The sequence below is a fragment of the Pseudomonas sp. NY15374 genome (assembly GCF_048068255.1).
Lineage (GTDB): Bacteria > Pseudomonadota > Gammaproteobacteria > Pseudomonadales > Pseudomonadaceae > Aquipseudomonas > Aquipseudomonas machongensis.
Map to the genome: position 1 here is coordinate 15,193 of NZ_JBLUPZ010000016.1, position 14,696 is coordinate 29,888.

Annotated in this window: 12 protein-coding genes; 10 read left to right on the plus strand and 2 right to left on the minus strand. The window is 65.2% G+C overall.

The features are described from left to right. The first annotated feature begins 35 nt into the window (after window positions 1-35). From ACNFHO_RS25165 to rocD, 3 genes are all read left to right on the plus strand, one after another. The gene (locus ACNFHO_RS25165) at window positions 36-1,283 is read left to right on the plus strand and encodes an OprD family porin (protein WP_416767726.1); all 1,248 of its coding nucleotides are present in this window, start codon (window positions 36-38) and stop codon (window positions 1,281-1,283) included. 73 nt (window positions 1,284-1,356) lie between these two features. Beyond that, window positions 1,357-2,475: a succinylglutamate desuccinylase/aspartoacylase family protein gene (locus ACNFHO_RS25170; RefSeq protein WP_416767728.1), complete on the plus strand. Its 1,119-nt coding sequence runs from the start codon at window positions 1,357-1,359 to the stop codon at window positions 2,473-2,475. A gap of 12 nt (window positions 2,476-2,487) precedes the next feature. Then, window positions 2,488-3,678 (plus strand): ornithine--oxo-acid transaminase, encoded by a 1,191-nt coding sequence (gene rocD, locus ACNFHO_RS25175; protein ID WP_197893432.1) that lies wholly within the window; start codon window positions 2,488-2,490, stop codon window positions 3,676-3,678. Window positions 3,679-3,759: 81 nt separating this feature from the next. Here the strand turns inward: rocD and ACNFHO_RS25180 are convergent, their stop codons facing one another. Both ACNFHO_RS25180 and ACNFHO_RS25185 read right to left on the minus strand, forming a co-directional pair. Continuing rightward, window positions 3,760-4,461 carry a response regulator gene (locus ACNFHO_RS25180; RefSeq protein WP_416767729.1) on the minus strand — a complete coding sequence of 234 codons (702 nt, stop codon included), beginning with the start codon at window positions 4,459-4,461 and terminating at the stop codon, window positions 3,760-3,762. Beyond that, the gene (locus ACNFHO_RS25185; RefSeq protein ID WP_416767730.1) at window positions 4,436-7,813 is read right to left on the minus strand and encodes an ATP-binding protein; all 3,378 of its coding nucleotides are present in this window, start codon (window positions 7,811-7,813) and stop codon (window positions 4,436-4,438) included. Before ACNFHO_RS25185 ends, ACNFHO_RS25180 begins: the two co-directional genes overlap by 26 nt. 318 nt (window positions 7,814-8,131) lie before the next feature. On the opposite strand from ACNFHO_RS25185, the gene urtA reads away from it, so the two are divergent. From urtA to ACNFHO_RS25220, 7 genes are all read left to right on the plus strand, one after another. Then, on the plus strand, window positions 8,132-9,376 hold the full coding sequence (gene urtA, locus ACNFHO_RS25190) for an urea ABC transporter substrate-binding protein (RefSeq protein ID WP_200603968.1): 1,245 nt from the start codon (window positions 8,132-8,134) through the stop codon (window positions 9,374-9,376). Between the two features lie 66 nt (window positions 9,377-9,442). After that, window positions 9,443-10,360: an urea ABC transporter permease subunit UrtB gene (gene urtB / locus ACNFHO_RS25195; RefSeq protein ID WP_054892777.1), complete on the plus strand. Its 918-nt coding sequence runs from the start codon at window positions 9,443-9,445 to the stop codon at window positions 10,358-10,360. Between the two features lie 10 nt (window positions 10,361-10,370). Continuing rightward, on the plus strand, window positions 10,371-11,558 hold the full coding sequence (urtC, locus tag ACNFHO_RS25200; RefSeq protein ID WP_197893434.1) for an urea ABC transporter permease subunit UrtC: 1,188 nt from the start codon (window positions 10,371-10,373) through the stop codon (window positions 11,556-11,558). Further along, window positions 11,555-12,313, plus strand: a complete 759-nt coding sequence (gene urtD, locus ACNFHO_RS25205) for an urea ABC transporter ATP-binding protein UrtD (RefSeq protein ID WP_416767733.1) — start codon at window positions 11,555-11,557, stop codon at window positions 12,311-12,313. The genes urtC and urtD overlap by 4 nt, the downstream gene beginning before the upstream one ends. A gap of 10 nt (window positions 12,314-12,323) precedes the next feature. Beyond that, a complete protein-coding gene (gene urtE / locus ACNFHO_RS25210; RefSeq protein WP_054892780.1) occupies window positions 12,324-13,013 on the plus strand; it encodes an urea ABC transporter ATP-binding subunit UrtE in 690 nt (229 codons plus the stop codon). Between the two features lie 94 nt (window positions 13,014-13,107). After that, entirely contained in the window at window positions 13,108-14,337 is a 1,230-nt protein-coding gene (gene fmdA / locus ACNFHO_RS25215; protein WP_063542572.1) for a formamidase, read from the plus strand. A gap of 12 nt (window positions 14,338-14,349) precedes the next feature. After that, window positions 14,350-14,694: an FmdB family zinc ribbon protein gene (locus tag ACNFHO_RS25220; RefSeq protein WP_416767735.1), complete on the plus strand. Its 345-nt coding sequence runs from the start codon at window positions 14,350-14,352 to the stop codon at window positions 14,692-14,694. Window positions 14,695-14,696 lie beyond the last annotated feature (2 nt).

Below are 14,696 nucleotides of genomic sequence, written 5' to 3' on the forward strand. Positions count from 1 at the left end.
ACAACGAAAAAAGCAAGAAGGTGGGGAGCACAGACATGAACCGAGATTTCAAGAAAATCCTGATGGGCGCGAGCGTCGTCACGGTCCTGCCGGGGGCGGCCATGGCCGACTTCTTCAAGGACTCCAGCGCCAACCTGGATACCAAGAACTACTACTTCAACCGCGACTACCGCGAAGCGGCCAAGCAGTCCAAGCGTGATGAGTGGGCGCAGGGTTTCACCTTCAACTTCATCTCCGGCTACACCCCAGGCACCGTCGGCTTCGGCCTGGATGTCACCGGCATGCTGGGCGTGAAGCTGGACTCCAGCCCCGACCGTTCCGGCACCGGCCTGCTGCCCAAGGGCAGTGACGGACGTGCCGCCGATGAGTACTCCAAGCTCGGCGTGGCCGGCAAGGTGCGCATCAGCAAGACCGAGCTGCGCGTCGGCGAGCAGGTGCCCAAGCTGCCGGTGTTGCAACCCAACACCAGCCGTCTGTTCCCGCAGACCTTCCAGGGCGCGACTGTCAGTTCCAAGGACATTTCCAACCTGACCTTGGGCCTGGGCCAGTTCGACCGCATGCGTGACCGCGAGTCGACCGACCGCGAAACCATGAGCATGACCGCCCAGAACGGCGCCTACAAAGCCGCCACCAGCAATCAGTTCCGCTACGCGGGCGGTGACTACAACCTGCTGCCGGACCTGCAGCTGAGCTACTACTACGGCGAGCTCGAGCGCCTCTACCAGCAGCACTTCTTCGGCCTCAAGCACGCCTTCAAGTTCGGCCCCGGCACCGTGCGCAGCGAGCTGCGCTACTGGGATGCCGACAAGGACGGCGCAGGCCTGGCCGGCAAGGTCGACAACCGCGCGCTGAGCACCCGCTTCAGCTACGAGTGGGCTGGCCACAACTTCGGCGTGGGCTACCAGAAGCAGTACGGCGACACCCCGTTCCCGTATGTCGATGGCGCCAACACCTACCTGTTCACCGAGTATCAATTGGTCAACTTCTCGCAGACCAACGAGCGTGCCTGGCATGCCCGCTACGAGTACGACTTCGCCGCCCTCGGCGTGCCGGGCCTGACCTTCGGCATGCGCTACGCCCAGGGCTGGGGCATCGAGACCACCAGGCTGGTCGGCGAGCAGGGCCGTGAGTGGGAGCGCGACCTGGATATCGGCTACGTGGTGCAGTCCGGCCTGGTCAAGGGCTTGTCCTTGCGCTGGCGCAACGCCCAGCTCAACTCCAGCTATGCCAACGACATCAACGAGAACCGCTTCATCGTGGGGTACACCTGGGCGCTCTGGTAGCGCCGGGTTTCCCGCGGGAGGTGGCTTGCCTTCTGCTTCATGAACGACGCCGCCCGCGGCCATGGAATTCTGTATGAAACGAATCGCACATCCACTGCTCACTGCCACCCACGGCACCCAACGCGAGATCGTCAGCGAGCACTTTGGGCCGGACGTCTATACCAGGAAGGTGTACATCCAGGCCTGCCTGCACGCCGACGAAACGCCGGCGATGCTGGTCGCCACCGACCTGCGCCAGCGCCTGTTGGCGCTGGAGGCGGCTGGCCGGCTGACGGCACAGATCGTCCTGGTGCCGGTGGCCAACCCGGCAGGGCTCGCCCAGTTCGTCATGGGCGCGCCGAGCGGACGTTTCGAACTGGCCAGCGGGCGCAACTACAACCGTGATTTTCCCTTCCCGCTCGAGGCGATCCTGCAGCGGGTGGAAGGGGAACTCACCGACGATGCCCAGCACAACCTCAAGGCTGTGCGCGCCGCCTGGCAGCAAAGCCTGGAGGCGATCGCCCCGCGCGATGAAATGGCGTCGCTGCAGCGTCGGCTGATGCTGCTGGCACACGATGCCGACCTGGTCCTGGACCTGCACTGCTCGCGTGAGGCGGTGATGCACCTGTACACCTCCGAATGGAGCTGGGAGCAGGTCGAGCCGCTGGCCCGCTACATTGGCGCGAAGGCTTCGCTGCTGTCGGTGGACTCCCAGGCGCTGTCGTTCGACGAGGCGCTGAGCCTGGTCTGGTGGCGCCTGCGCGAGCGTCTGCAAGGCGCCTACCCGATCCCGCTGGGCAATGCCTGCGTGACCGTCGAGCACCGTGGCCAGCGCGACGTCGATAGCGCCCTGGCGCAACAGGATGCCAGCGCGATCACCGACTACCTGTGCCATGCCGGCTTCATCAGCGGCGAGCCGGCAGCGCTGCCGGAACTGCTGTGGCCGGGCACCCCGCTGGCTGGCAGCGAGCAGTTCATCGCTCCGGTCGGTGGCGTGCTGGTGCACCGCGTTGCCCTGGGCGCCCAGGTGCAGCCGGGCGAACCGATGTTCGACCTGATCGACCCGCTCAGCGGCGAGGTGACCACGGTCCGCAGCGCCACCGCTGGCGTGTTGTACATGCGCCGCGACGTGCGCTTCGTGCGCCCTGGCGATCCGCTGGGACGCGTCACCGGCACCACCCCCATTCGCACCGGCAAGCTGCTCAGCGCCTGATCAGGAGTTTTCATGAACATCACCCGTATCATCGACCGTGAACAGCGCTTCGGCGCCAACAATTACTCGCCGCTGCCGGTGGCCATCAGCCGTGCCCAGGGTGTCTGGGTCGAGGACTGCGACGGCAAGCGCTACCTGGACATGATGTCGGCCTACTCGGCGGTCAGCCATGGCCACGCCCACCCGCGCATCGTCGCTGCCGCCATCGCCCAGTTGCAGAAGGTCAGCGTGGTATCGCGAGCCTTCCACTCCGAAACCCTCGGTCACTTCCTCGAAGCCCTGTGCGAGATCGCAGGCTTCGAGGCCGCCTTGCCGATGAACAGCGGTGCCGAGGCGGTGGAGACCGCGATCAAGGCCGCGCGTCGCTGGGGCTATCGGGTCAAGGGCATCGCCCGTGACAAGGCGCGTATCGTCACTGCCACCGACAACTTCCATGGTCGCACCACTACCATCGTCGGGTTCTCCACCGAGCCGCAGTACAAGGATGGCTTCGGCCCGTTCAGCGACGGTTTCGACACGGCGACCTTCGGCGATATCGATAGCTTCCGTGCAGCCATCGGTCCGGATACCTGCGCCGTGCTGATCGAGCCGATCCAGGGCGAGGCCGGCATTCGCGTGCCGCCACAGGGGTTCCTGCGTCAGTTGCGCGAGCTGTGCGACGCCACCAACACCCTGCTGATTCTTGACGAAATCCAGTCCGGCCTTGGGCGTACCGGCAAGACCTTCGCCTTCGAGCACGAGGGCATTCGCCCGGATGGCCTGATCGTCGGCAAGGCGCTGGGCGGCGGGATCCTGCCGGTCTCGGCGTTCATCGCCGATCACGCATTGATGGACCTGTTCGATGCCGGCAGCCATGGTTCGACCTTCGGCGGCAATCCGCTGGCGGCAGCGGTAGGCCTGGAGGCGCTGCGCGTGCTGGAAGACGAGCAACTGGCGCACAACAGTGCCGAGCTTGGCGCCTACCTGCAACAGCGCTTGCGTGAGATGGCCGTGCCGTTCGTGCGTGATATCCGTGGCCGTGGGCTGTGGGTCGGGATCGAGCTGGATCGCCCTGCGCGGCCATACTGCGAGGCACTGATGGCGCTGGGCGTGCTGGCCAAGGAAACCCACGAGACCGTGCTGCGCATCGCGCCGCCGCTGTGCATCAGCCGCGACGAGTTGGACTGGGGGCTGGAGCGCATCCAGCAGGTCCTGCTGGGCTGAGGTATCGACCCTGTCGCGGGGGCCTCCGTCCTTTGTGGGTGCGACGGTTCGGCGCCCCGACTTGTCCGCAAAGAGGCCCGCTCAGGCAAGTACATTGTCCAGGGTGCTGCCATCGCGGCTCAGCGCCGCCAGCACCACCGCGGTGGCAGCGGTACGGGTTTCCACCCCCAGCTTGATGTACACATGCTCCAGGTGCTTGTTCACGGTGCGTGGGCTCAGGTCGAGGATGGTACCGATGTCGCGGTTGGTCTTGCCGCAGGCCACCCAGCGCAGCACCTCGACTTCGCGTCCGGTCAACTGGAAACGCGCCGACAGCAACCGGCTGGCCGGCGCATCGTCCAGGCTCAGGGGCGCAGGCTGCGAGGCTGCGCGTGCCGACAGCAACGAGCGAGAGGTGCGCAGATGGGCGGCAACGCGGGCCAATACTTCGTCGATGCGGATCGGCTTGGTCACGTAGTCGCTGCCACCGACTTCGAAGCCTTGCACCACATGTGCGCTTTCGGTGAGGGCGGTCATGAACAGCACCGGGATGTCGCTGCTGGCAGGCTGCGCCTTGATGCGCCGGCAGGTCTCGAAACCGTCCAGGCCCGGCATCATCGCATCGAGCAGGATCAGGTCCGGGCGTCGGCGTTCGATGCGGTTCAGTGCGCTCAGGCCATCGAGGGCGACCAGCACCATGTGTCCGGCGTCGTTGAGGGCGTCGGACAACAGCGCGAGGTTGTCCGGGGTGTCGTCTACGATCAGCACGACGCCAGGTTCAGGGGCGGTGGTCAGCGCATTCATCTTCGGCCTCCTTGAGGGTGCGGGTGAGTTCGTCCAGGCGAAATTGCCGCAGCAGCGGGCGTAGCGTGTCGAGGAAGGCTGCCGTCTCGGGCGCCTCGGCCTGGATTGCATCGAGCCGGGCCTTGATGCCATGCACATGGCCGATGGCGCTGAGCTCGCCCAGGGCCACCAGTTCGGCGTAGGCCGGCAACACGCGTTGCGTGCAGGCGCCTGTGGCCTGGCGGCGGCGCCACTGCAGGCCGAGCTGGCGCTGGATGCGCTCGAGCAGGTCGGGGGTGCGCACGGGCTTTGCCAGGTAGTCGTTGCAGGTGCTGGCCAGGGCGCGCTCGTCGTTGAGGGCGTTGGCCGAGATGACGATGATCGGAGCCTTGGACAAGGCGTTGCGACGGATCAGCCGACTGGTGTCCCAGCCATCCATGCCGGGCATCGACAGGTCCATGAGGATCAGGTCCGGGCCGAGCAGGGCGACCTGGCGGATCGCTTCATGGCCATTACTGGCCTGCACCACCTCGAACCCCAGCGGCGTGAGCATGCCGCTGAGCACCTTGCGGTGGTCGACGTGGTCGTCCACCACCAGCACGCGCTGCGGGGGGCCGTCGTAGCCGATGATGTCGTGGGCCACGTGCACCACCGCCTGCGGTGCGCGCACCTGGGGCAGATACAGGCGCACCTGGAAGCAGGTGCCTTTGTCCCGCTCGCTGCGCACCTGCAGTTCGCCGCCCATCAGCGAGGTGAGCATGCGGGTGATGGTCAGGCCCAGGCCAACCCCCTTGTCCTGGCGCATCAGGTCGCCGCGCTCGAATGGCTGGAAGAGTCGCTCGAGCTGGCCAGGGTCGATGCCGATGCCGGTGTCGATGATTTCGAAGGTCGCAGTTTCGCGCAGGTAGCCCACACGCAGACGCACTTCACCGCTGTCGGTGAAGTTGACCGCATTGCCGAGCAGGTTGATGAGGATCTGCCGCACTCGTTTCTCGTCGCCGCGTACCACCGCCGGTAGCGCACCGAGCGGCTCCAGGTGAAAGCGCAGGCCTTTGTCGCGTGCTTGCGGGGTGAACATCAGCTCCAGGTCGTGGAGCAGTTCGGGGAAGGGGATCTCGGTTTGCTCCAGGCGCAGCTTGCCGGCCTCGATCTTGGCCACGTCGAGCAGGCCGTCGATCAGCGACAACAGGTGCGAGCCGCTGCGCAGGATGGTCGCCAGGGCATCCTGGTGCTGGGCCGGCATGGCCGCGTCACGCTGCAGGACCTGGGTGAAACCGAGGATGCTGTTGAGCGGCGTGCGCAGCTCGTGGGACAACCCGGTGATGTAGCGGCTCTTGGCCGCGTTGGCGGCCTCGGAGGCTTCCTTGGCGTCCTGCAGGGCCTGGTCGGTGACCCGGTGCGCGGCGATCTCCTGCATCAGCAATTGGGTCTGGCGGTTCGACTCTTCCTGGGCCACGTGGCGGCTCTCGCGGGTCAGCACGGTCCACCAGGCGAGGATCGCCGCCAGCACCGACAGCACCAGAAAGGCCTTGAAGAACGCTTGTTGCAGGGTGGCCTGGGCCGAGACGGGCAGGGCCTGCGAGGCCTGGCCGTAGATCAGTGCCAGGGCGCCGCTGAGCAACAGGATCAACACCAGCAGCAGGCCGAGATAGTGCATCAGGCGTGTGTGCAGGCGCGGCAGTTCGGTGTTGGGCAGCAGCCAGCGCAGCAGGCTCTCGAACTGTGCCGACAGCCGTGCCTGTGGAGGTTTGCAGCGGTCGCCACAACGGGCGTCCAGCGAACAGCACAACGAGCAGATCGGCGTGGCGTAGGCTGGGCAGAACGCCAGGTCGGCGCTTTCGAACGGGTTGCTGCACAGGCCGCAGGTGACCTGGGTGAGTGGTGTCAGGGGCTGCAACTGCAGCGGGTCGCTGCTGCGGGCGATGTAGTAGCGGCTGCGCGTGAGCACCGCCAGCACGGGGGTCGCCAGCAGCGCCGTGGCCAGGGCGATGAGCGGCGGTGCGGCCTGGGCCAGGGCGCCGAACAGGCCGACGTGGGCGAGCATGGACAGCAGTGAGGCAATCAGCATCGAACCGACGCCCACCGGGTTGATGTCGTACAGGTGCGCGCGTTTGAACTCGATGTGTTTCGGTGACAGCCCCAGGGGTTTGTTGATCACCAGGTCGGCGACCACCGAGCCGATCCATGCCGTGGCGATGTTGGCGTAGAGCCCGAGTACCTGCTCGATGGCATCGAACACGCCCAGCTCCATCAGCATCAGGGCGATCGCCACGTTGAACACCAGCCATACCACGCGCCCAGGGTGGCTGTGGGTGACCCGGGCGAAGAAGTTCGACCAGGCCAGGGAGCCGGCGTAGGCGTTGGTCAGGTTGATCTTCATCTGCGAGACGAACACGAACAGCACCATCGCCCCCAGTGCCCACTCCGGTGAGGCGAACACGTAATGAAAGGCCACCAGGTACATCTGCGTGGGTTCGGCGGCGTGCTCGATGGGGATCTCGTGCTGCAGGGCAAGAAACGCCAGGAAGGCGCCGCCGGCCATCTTCAGGGCGCCCGGGACGATCCAGCCGGGGCCGGCACACAGCAGTGCGGCCCACCAGCGCTTGCGGTTGGCCGCGGTCTTTTCGGGGAGAAAGCGCAGGTAGTCGACCTGCTCGCCGATCTGCGTCACCAGCGACAGCGCCACGGTACAGGCGGCGCAGAACGCCAGCAGGTTGAAATCGCCGCCGCTGGCGCTACGGCCCTGGAAGCTGGTCCAGTCGCTGAAGGCCTGGGGGTTTTTCAGCAGCACGAACAGGTAGGGCAGCACCAGTAGCACCAGCCACAGGGGCTGGGTCCACAGTTGCAGGCGGCTGATCAGGGTCACGCCATAGGCGACCAGCGGAATCACCAGCAGCGAGCAGATGACATAGGCGAAGGCCAGCGGGATGTGGAAGTACATCTCCAGGGCCAGGGCCATGATCGCCGCTTCCAGGGCGAAGAACAGGAAGGTGAAGCTGGCATAGATCAGCGAGGTGATGGTCGAGCCGATGTAACCGAAGCCGGCGCCCCGGGTCAGAAGGTCCATGTCCACACCGTAGCGGGCGGCGTAGTAGCTGATGGGCAGGCCGGTGAAGAAGATCACCAGGCTCGCCGCCAGGATCGCCCAGAAGGTGTTGGTGAAGCCATAGCTCAGCGCCAGTACCCCGCCGATCGCTTCCAGGGCCAGGAACGACACCGCGCCCAGGGCGGTGTTGGCGATGCGGGTTTCCGACCATTTGCGAAACGACTTGGGGGTGTAGCGCAGGGCGTAGTCCTCCATGGTCTCGTCGGCGACCCAGCGGTTGTAGTCGCGGCGGATCTTGGCGATGCGCTGGGTACCGGGGGCTGGCACGGTGAGGTGGCTCCTGCGGTGGTGGCGGTCCGTGCCTGGCGGGTGTGGTTGGGAATCGAGCAAGTTTCATGCCCCGGGATTGTCGGGGCCGCGACCACAGGTACCCCGCAGGCTCCGAAATCAGCGGGGTACCTGTGGGAGCGGGTTTACCCGCGAAGAGGCCGCCACTGACTCACAAAGACAGTCGCCCCGGCATCCTGCCCCAAGCTGGTGCAATTCACCCTACGTCAAATGACGTACGCCGCTACGTCAGGCTGCGTATACCTGCCGCTGTCGTGCAGCTCCATGCTGATGCCACCACCGCATAGGAGTAGCAGCATGGAACCACGATTGATCCGCACCAAAGGTCTGTTGCCACGCCGCCTGGCGCTGGGCGCCGCCGCGCTGTCGTTGCTGGCGGCGAGCGTGTTCAGCCAGGGCGCACTGGCCGACGAGGCCAACAGCACTGGCCTGGCCGTTACTGCCACCGAAGTCACGGTCGGTCAGTTGCATTCGGCCACCGGCACCATGGCGATTTCCGAAACCGGTTCGATCCAGGCCGAGCGCCTGGCCATCGACCAGATCAACGCCGCCGGCGGCGTGCTGGGTCGGCAGATCAAGGTGGTTCAGGAAGACGGCGCCTCCGATTGGCCGACCTTCGCCGAAAAAGCCAAGAAGCTGCTGGTCAACGACAAGGTCGCCACGGTGTTTGGCTGCTGGACCTCGGCCTCGCGCAAGGCCGTGCTGCCGATCTTCGAGAAAGAGAACGGCTTGCTGTACTACCCGACCTTCTACGAAGGCCTGGAACAGTCCAAGAACGTCATCTACACCGGCCAGGAGGCGACCCAGCAGATTCTCGCCAGCCTCGACTGGATCGCCAAGACCAAGGGCGCCAAGACCTTCTACCTGGTCGGTTCGGACTACATCTGGCCACGCACCTCGATGAAGATCGCGCGCAAGCACATCGAGAACGTGCTGCACGGCACGGTGGTCGGCGAGGACTACTACCCACTGGGCAACACCCAGTTCGGCTCGCTGATCAACAAGGTCAAGCTGAAGAAGCCCGACGTGGTGTTCGCCGCCGTGGTCGGTGGCTCCAACGTGGCCTTCTACAAGCAACTCAACGCCGCCGGCGTGAACGCGGCCAAGCAGACCCTGCTGACCCTGTCGGTGACCGAGGACGAACTGCTGGGGATCGGCGGCGAGAACATGGCCGGTTTCTACGCCTCGATGAAGTACTTCCAGAGCCTCGACAACCCCAACAACAAAGCCTTCGTCGAGGCCTTCAAGGCCAAGTACGGCAAGGACGCGGTGATCGGCGACGTGACCCAGGCCGCCTACCTCGGCCCATGGCTGTGGAAGGCTGCGGTGGAGAAGGCCGGCAGCTTCGACGTCGACAAGGTGGTCGCCGCCTCGCCAGGCATCGAGCTCACCACTGCACCGGAAGGCTACGTGAAGGTGCACGAGAACCATCACCTGTGGAGCAAGACGCGCATCGGCGAAGTGCAGCCCAACGGCCAGTTCAAGGTGGTCTACGAGTCCGACCTGATCGAGCCGAACCCCTTCCCCAAGGGCTACCAGTAATCCCTCGGCCCTCGCCCTGGCATGCCGGGGCGCGGCGCTCCCATCCCACAGCAGGAGACCATCATCATGGAATGGCTATCGGAATTTGGTGCCATCGCGGCGATGCAGGGGTTCAACGGCCTGTCCGTGTTCTGCGTGCTGCTGTTGATGGCACTGGGGCTGGCGATCATCTTTGGCCAGATGGGGGTCATCAACATGGCCCACGGCGAGTTCCTGACCATCGGCGCCTACACCACCTACGTCTGCTCCAGCCTGACCAGCCACTTCGCCCCGGGCTTCCAGCCATACTACTTTTTCTTCGCCATCGCCCTGTCGTTCCTGGTCGCCGGTGCCATCGGCTGGCTGGTGGAGTGGGCGATGATCAGCCGCTTGTACAAGCGCCCGCTCGATACGCTGCTGGCGACCTGGGGCCTGTCGCTGGTCATGCAGCAGACCTTCCGTTCGGTGTTCGGTGCCCGTGAGGTCAGTGCGACGCCGCCGGATTGGCTGATGGGCTCGTTCAACCTCACCGACGCCATCGAGATCCCGCGCAACGGCCTGTTCATGATCGCCCTGACCGTGTTGCTGACGGCGGCCATCTTCGTGCTGCTGTATCGCTCACGCTGGGGCCTGCATGTGCGCGCCACGGTGCAGAACCGCCTGATGAGCCGGGCGGTGGGCATCAACACGCGCAAGGTCGACCGCATGACGTTCGCCCTGGGTTGCGGCGTGGCCGGGGTGGCCGGCGCGGCCTTCACCACCATTGGCTCCACTGGCCCCACCTCGGGCGCGCAGTACATCGTCGACACCTTCCTGGTGGTGGTCTTCGGCGGCGCGCAGAGCCTGTTCGGGACCATGGCCTCGGCCTTCGTCATCGCCCAGACCCAATCGATCTCGGAGTTCTTCCTCAGCGGCTCGATGGCCAAGGTGCTGACCCTCTCCGGGGTGATCCTGATCCTGATGCTGCGCCCGCAAGGGTTGTTCTCCATCAAAGTGCGCAAGTAGAGGCGAGCCGATGAACGTTCTGGACAAGATGCTGGCAGGCAAGCCCAACCTGCTGGGCGTGGCGCTGCTGGCGCTGCTGATTTTCGTGGTGTTCCCGCTGACCCTGGACGCCTTCCGCCTGAACATGGTGGGCAAGTACCTGACCTATGCCTTCGTTGCCGTGGGCCTGGTGTTGTGCTGGGGCTACGGCGGCATCCTCAGCCTGGGGCAGGGGGTGTTCTTCGGCGTGGGCGGGTACTGCATGGCGATGTTTCTCAAGCTTGAAGCCTCCGACCCGGTCAGCACCAAGATCCAGACCACGCCGGGCATCCCCGACTTCATGGACTGGAACCAGCTCACCGAGCTGCCGCTGTTCTGGGTGCCGTTCAACAGCTTCGGTTTCACCCTGCTGGCGGTGATCCTGGTGCCGGTGCTGCTGGCCTTCGTGATTGGCATGGCGCTGTTCAAGCGGCGGGTGGGCGACGTGTACTTCTCCATCGTCACCCAGGCCATCGCGCTGATCCTCACCGTGCTGATCATCGGCCAGCAGGGCCTGACCGGTGGCGTCAACGGCATCACCGACCTCAAGACCCTGATGGGCTGGGACCTGCGTACCGACAGCGCCAAGCTGATCCTGTACTTCATCAACGCCGCGCTGCTGTTCGGCTGCATCTTCATTGGCCGCTTCGTGCTGAGGTCCAAGCTGGGCCGGCTGTTGATGGCGATGCGCGACAAGGAGGAGCGGGTCCGGTTCTCCGGTTACGACGTGGCGACCTTCAAGATCTTCGTGTTCTGCATCGCTGCGGCGTTCTCGGCCATTGGCGGGGCGATGTTCGCCCTGCAGGTCGGCTTCATGTCGCCCTCGTTCGTCGGCATCGTGCCCTCTATCGAGATGGTCATCTTCACCGCTGTCGGCGGGCGCATGTCACTGCTGGGCGCGGTGTATGGCGCGCTGCTGGTGAACTACGGCAAGACCTACTTTTCCGAGTCGCTCCCCGAGCTGTGGTTGTACCTGATGGGCGGGCTGTTCATCGCCGTGGTCATGTACTTCCCCAACGGCCTGGCCGGGCTGTGGGACAGCCACGGGCGCCAGGCCCTGGCACGTTGGCTGCGACGTACACCACGACCGGCACCTGTACCCGAGGCCGTGGCGCCGGCGAGCCGTCCTGGCACACCGAGCGTTGCACCTGAACCTGCTTCCCTGGAGACCCAGCCATGAGCCCCATCGGTTTCGAGATGAAGAAACCGGTCCTGGCCATCGAGGGCCTGACCGTATCCTTCGACGGCTTCAAGGCCGTGGACAACCTCAACCTGTACATCGACCGCAACGAGGTGCGCGTGGTGATCGGCCCCAACGGAGCCGGCAAGACCACGGTCCTCGACCTGATCTGCGGCAAGACCCGCGCCACCAGCGGCAGCATCCTGTTCGACGGCAAGGAGCTGACCCGCATGCGAGAGTTCAACATCGTGCGCGCCGGGGTCGGGCGCAAGTTCCAGACCCCGTCGATCTACGAAAACCTCACGGTGTTCGAGAACCTCGAGATGTCCTATCCGGCCGGGCGCAAGGTGTTCGGCGCGCTGTTCTTCAAGCGCAGTGCGGCGGTCGTGGCGCGGGTCGAGGAGGTGGCGCGGGAGATCTTTCTCGGTGACCTGCTCGAGCAGCAGGCCGACCTGCTGTCCCACGGCCAGAAGCAATGGCTGGAGATCGGCATGCTGCTGATGCAGGACCCGGACCTGCTGATGCTCGACGAGCCGGTCGCCGGCATGAGCGTAGGCGAGCGGGTACAGACCGCCGAGCTGCTCAAGCGCATCAGCCAGGGCCGGTCGGTGCTGGTCATCGAGCACGACATGGAGTTCGTCAAGAGCATCGCGCACAAGGTCACCGTGCTGCACCAGGGCAAGGTCCTGGCCGAAGGCAGCATGGAGGCGGTGCAGAACAACCCGAAGGTCGTCGAAGTCTATCTGGGCCACTGAGGAAGCCGGCATGTTCAACGTCAAGCAACTGTCCTGTGGCTACGGCCAGAGCCAGATCCTCCACGACCTCGACCTGGCGGTGGCCAGGCGCGAAATCGTCGCCGTGATGGGGCGTAACGGCATGGGCAAGACTACGCTGTTCAAGAGCCTGATGGGGCTGCTGCCACAGTGGCGCGGCCAGGTCAGCGTCGATGGCCGGGAAGTCTCCGGCCTGGACACCCATGAACGGGTCGAGCACGGCATTGCCTACGTGCCCCAGGGACGGATGATCTTCCCCAGCATGACCGTGCTGGAAAACATCCAGACCGGTTTGCCTGCCTCGGCCAAGGGCCAGGTGCCCGAGGACCTCTATGCACTGTTTCCGGTGCTTCATGACATGCGCGCACGCAAGGGCGGCAACCTCTCCGGCGGACAACAGCAGCAGTTGGCGATTGCCCGTGCCCTGGCGACCAACCCCAAGGTGCTGCTGCTCGATGAACCGACCGAGGGCATCCAGCCGTCGATCATCAAGGACATCGCCCGCGCCCTGAAAGAGATCCGCGACCTGCGCGACCTGACCATCGTGGTCTCCGAACAGGTGCTGTCGTTCACCCTCGAGATTGCCGACCGCTTTTTGGTGATCGAGAAGGGCCGCTTCGTGATCGAGGAGACCCGCGCCAACGTCGACGAAGCCACCATCAGCCGTTACCTCTCGGTGTAGCGGGCCTGCTACGTCATCCGACGTATTGGCCGATCCGCACCTGCGTTCAAGACTGTCAGCAATGCACTAAACCTTACTGTCCAGGAGCTTTGCCATGACCGATACCCTGATCAAAGTCGATCTCAACCAGCCCGCCACCGAAAACGAGCAGATCCACAACCGCTGGCACCCGGACATCCCCATGGCTTGCTGGGTCAAGCCGGGCGATGACTTCATCCTCGAGACCTACGACTGGACCGCCGGGGCGATCAAGAACAACGACGATGCCTCGGATGTGCGCGATGTCGACCTGTCGACCGTGCACTACCTGTCCGGCCCGGTGGGCGTGCAGGGCGCCGAGCCGGGTGACCTGCTGGTCGTCGACCTGCTCGACATCGGCGCCAAGGCCGACTCGATGTGGGGCTTCAATGGCTTCTTCTCGCGGCAGAACGGCGGCGGTTTCCTCACCGATCACTTCCCCAGCGCACAAAAGGCGATCTGGGATTTCAAGGGTATGTTCACCAGCTCCCGGCACATCCCTGGGGTGAATTTCGCCGGCCTGATCCACCCCGGGCTGATCGGTTGCCTGCCAGACCCGGTGATGCTCGCCGCCTGGAACCGCCGCGAGCAGGAACTGATCGACACCAACCCCACCCGCGTACCGCCGCTGGCCAACCCGCCGCTGGCCGCCACCGCGCACATGGGCAAGCTCAAGGGCCAGGCCCGTGACGATGCCGCCGCCACCGGCGCGCGCACCGTGCCGCCGCGCGAGCATGGCGGCAACTGCGATATCAAGGACCTGTCGCGGGGCTCGAAGATTTTCTTCCCGGTGTACGTCAAGGGTGCCGGGCTGTCGGTGGGCGACCTGCACTTCAGCCAGGGCGATGGCGAGATTACCTTCTGCGGCGCCATCGAGATGGCCGGCTGGGTGCACATGAAAGTCGAGCTGATCAAGGGCGGCATGGCCAAGTACGGCATCAGGAACCCGGTATTCAAGCCCAGCCCGATTACCCCGAACTACAAGAACTACCTGATCTTCGAAGGCATCTCGGTAGATGAAAGCGGCCAGCAGCACTACCTGGACGTCAACGTCGCCTATCGCCAGGCTTGCCTGAACGCCATCAATTACCTGACCAAGTTCGGCTATTCCCCTGCCCAGGGCTACGCCTTGCTGGGCTCGGCGCCGGTGCAGGGGCACATCAGCGGCGTGGTGGACATCCCCAACGCCTGCGCCACCCTGTGGCTGCCGACCGAGATCTTCGATTTCGACATCAATCCCAGCGCCAGCGGCCCGACCCGGCACCTGGACGGCAGCGTCGATCTGCCGATCGCCCCGGACCTGTAAGGAGATGCCGCCATGCCGACCTACGAATATGCCTGCCCCGCGTGCGGCACCTTCAGCATGCTGCGACCGATCGCCCAGCGCCACGAGCCGTGCCAGTGCCCGTATTGCGGCACGGCCGCCGGCGGATTGCAGGTGTCGGCGCCGGCACTGGCCACCCTGTCCGCCAGCCAGCGCCAGGCCATCGCCACCAACGAACGCAGCGCCCATGCGCCGCAGACCGTCGCCGAGTACCAGCAGCGGCGCCATCCGGCCGGCTGTGGTTGTTGTTCGCCAAGCAAGGCGGTGGAGCCGACCAAGGCCAACCCACTCGGCCTCAAGCGCAAGACCGGGCCGCGGCCCTGGATGATCAGCCACTGAAC

Coding starts and splice junctions, on each gene's coding strand:
- urtA (WP_200603968.1), top strand. CDS start 8,132: ATGGAACCACGATTGATCCGCACCAAAGGTCTGTTGCCACGCCGCCTG.
- urtD (WP_416767733.1), top strand. CDS start 11,555: ATGAGCCCCATCGGTTTCGAGATGAAGAAACCGGTCCTGGCCATCGAG.
- ACNFHO_RS25165 (WP_416767726.1), top strand. CDS start 36: ATGAACCGAGATTTCAAGAAAATCCTGATGGGCGCGAGCGTCGTCACG.
- rocD (WP_197893432.1), top strand. CDS start 2,488: ATGAACATCACCCGTATCATCGACCGTGAACAGCGCTTCGGCGCCAAC.
- urtB (WP_054892777.1), top strand. CDS start 9,443: ATGGAATGGCTATCGGAATTTGGTGCCATCGCGGCGATGCAGGGGTTC.
- ACNFHO_RS25180 (WP_416767729.1), bottom strand. CDS start 4,461: ATGAATGCGCTGACCACCGCCCCTGAACCTGGCGTCGTGCTGATCGTA.
- ACNFHO_RS25220 (WP_416767735.1), top strand. CDS start 14,350: ATGCCGACCTACGAATATGCCTGCCCCGCGTGCGGCACCTTCAGCATG.
- urtC (WP_197893434.1), top strand. CDS start 10,371: ATGAACGTTCTGGACAAGATGCTGGCAGGCAAGCCCAACCTGCTGGGC.
- fmdA (WP_063542572.1), top strand. CDS start 13,108: ATGACCGATACCCTGATCAAAGTCGATCTCAACCAGCCCGCCACCGAA.
- ACNFHO_RS25170 (WP_416767728.1), top strand. CDS start 1,357: ATGAAACGAATCGCACATCCACTGCTCACTGCCACCCACGGCACCCAA.
- urtE (WP_054892780.1), top strand. CDS start 12,324: ATGTTCAACGTCAAGCAACTGTCCTGTGGCTACGGCCAGAGCCAGATC.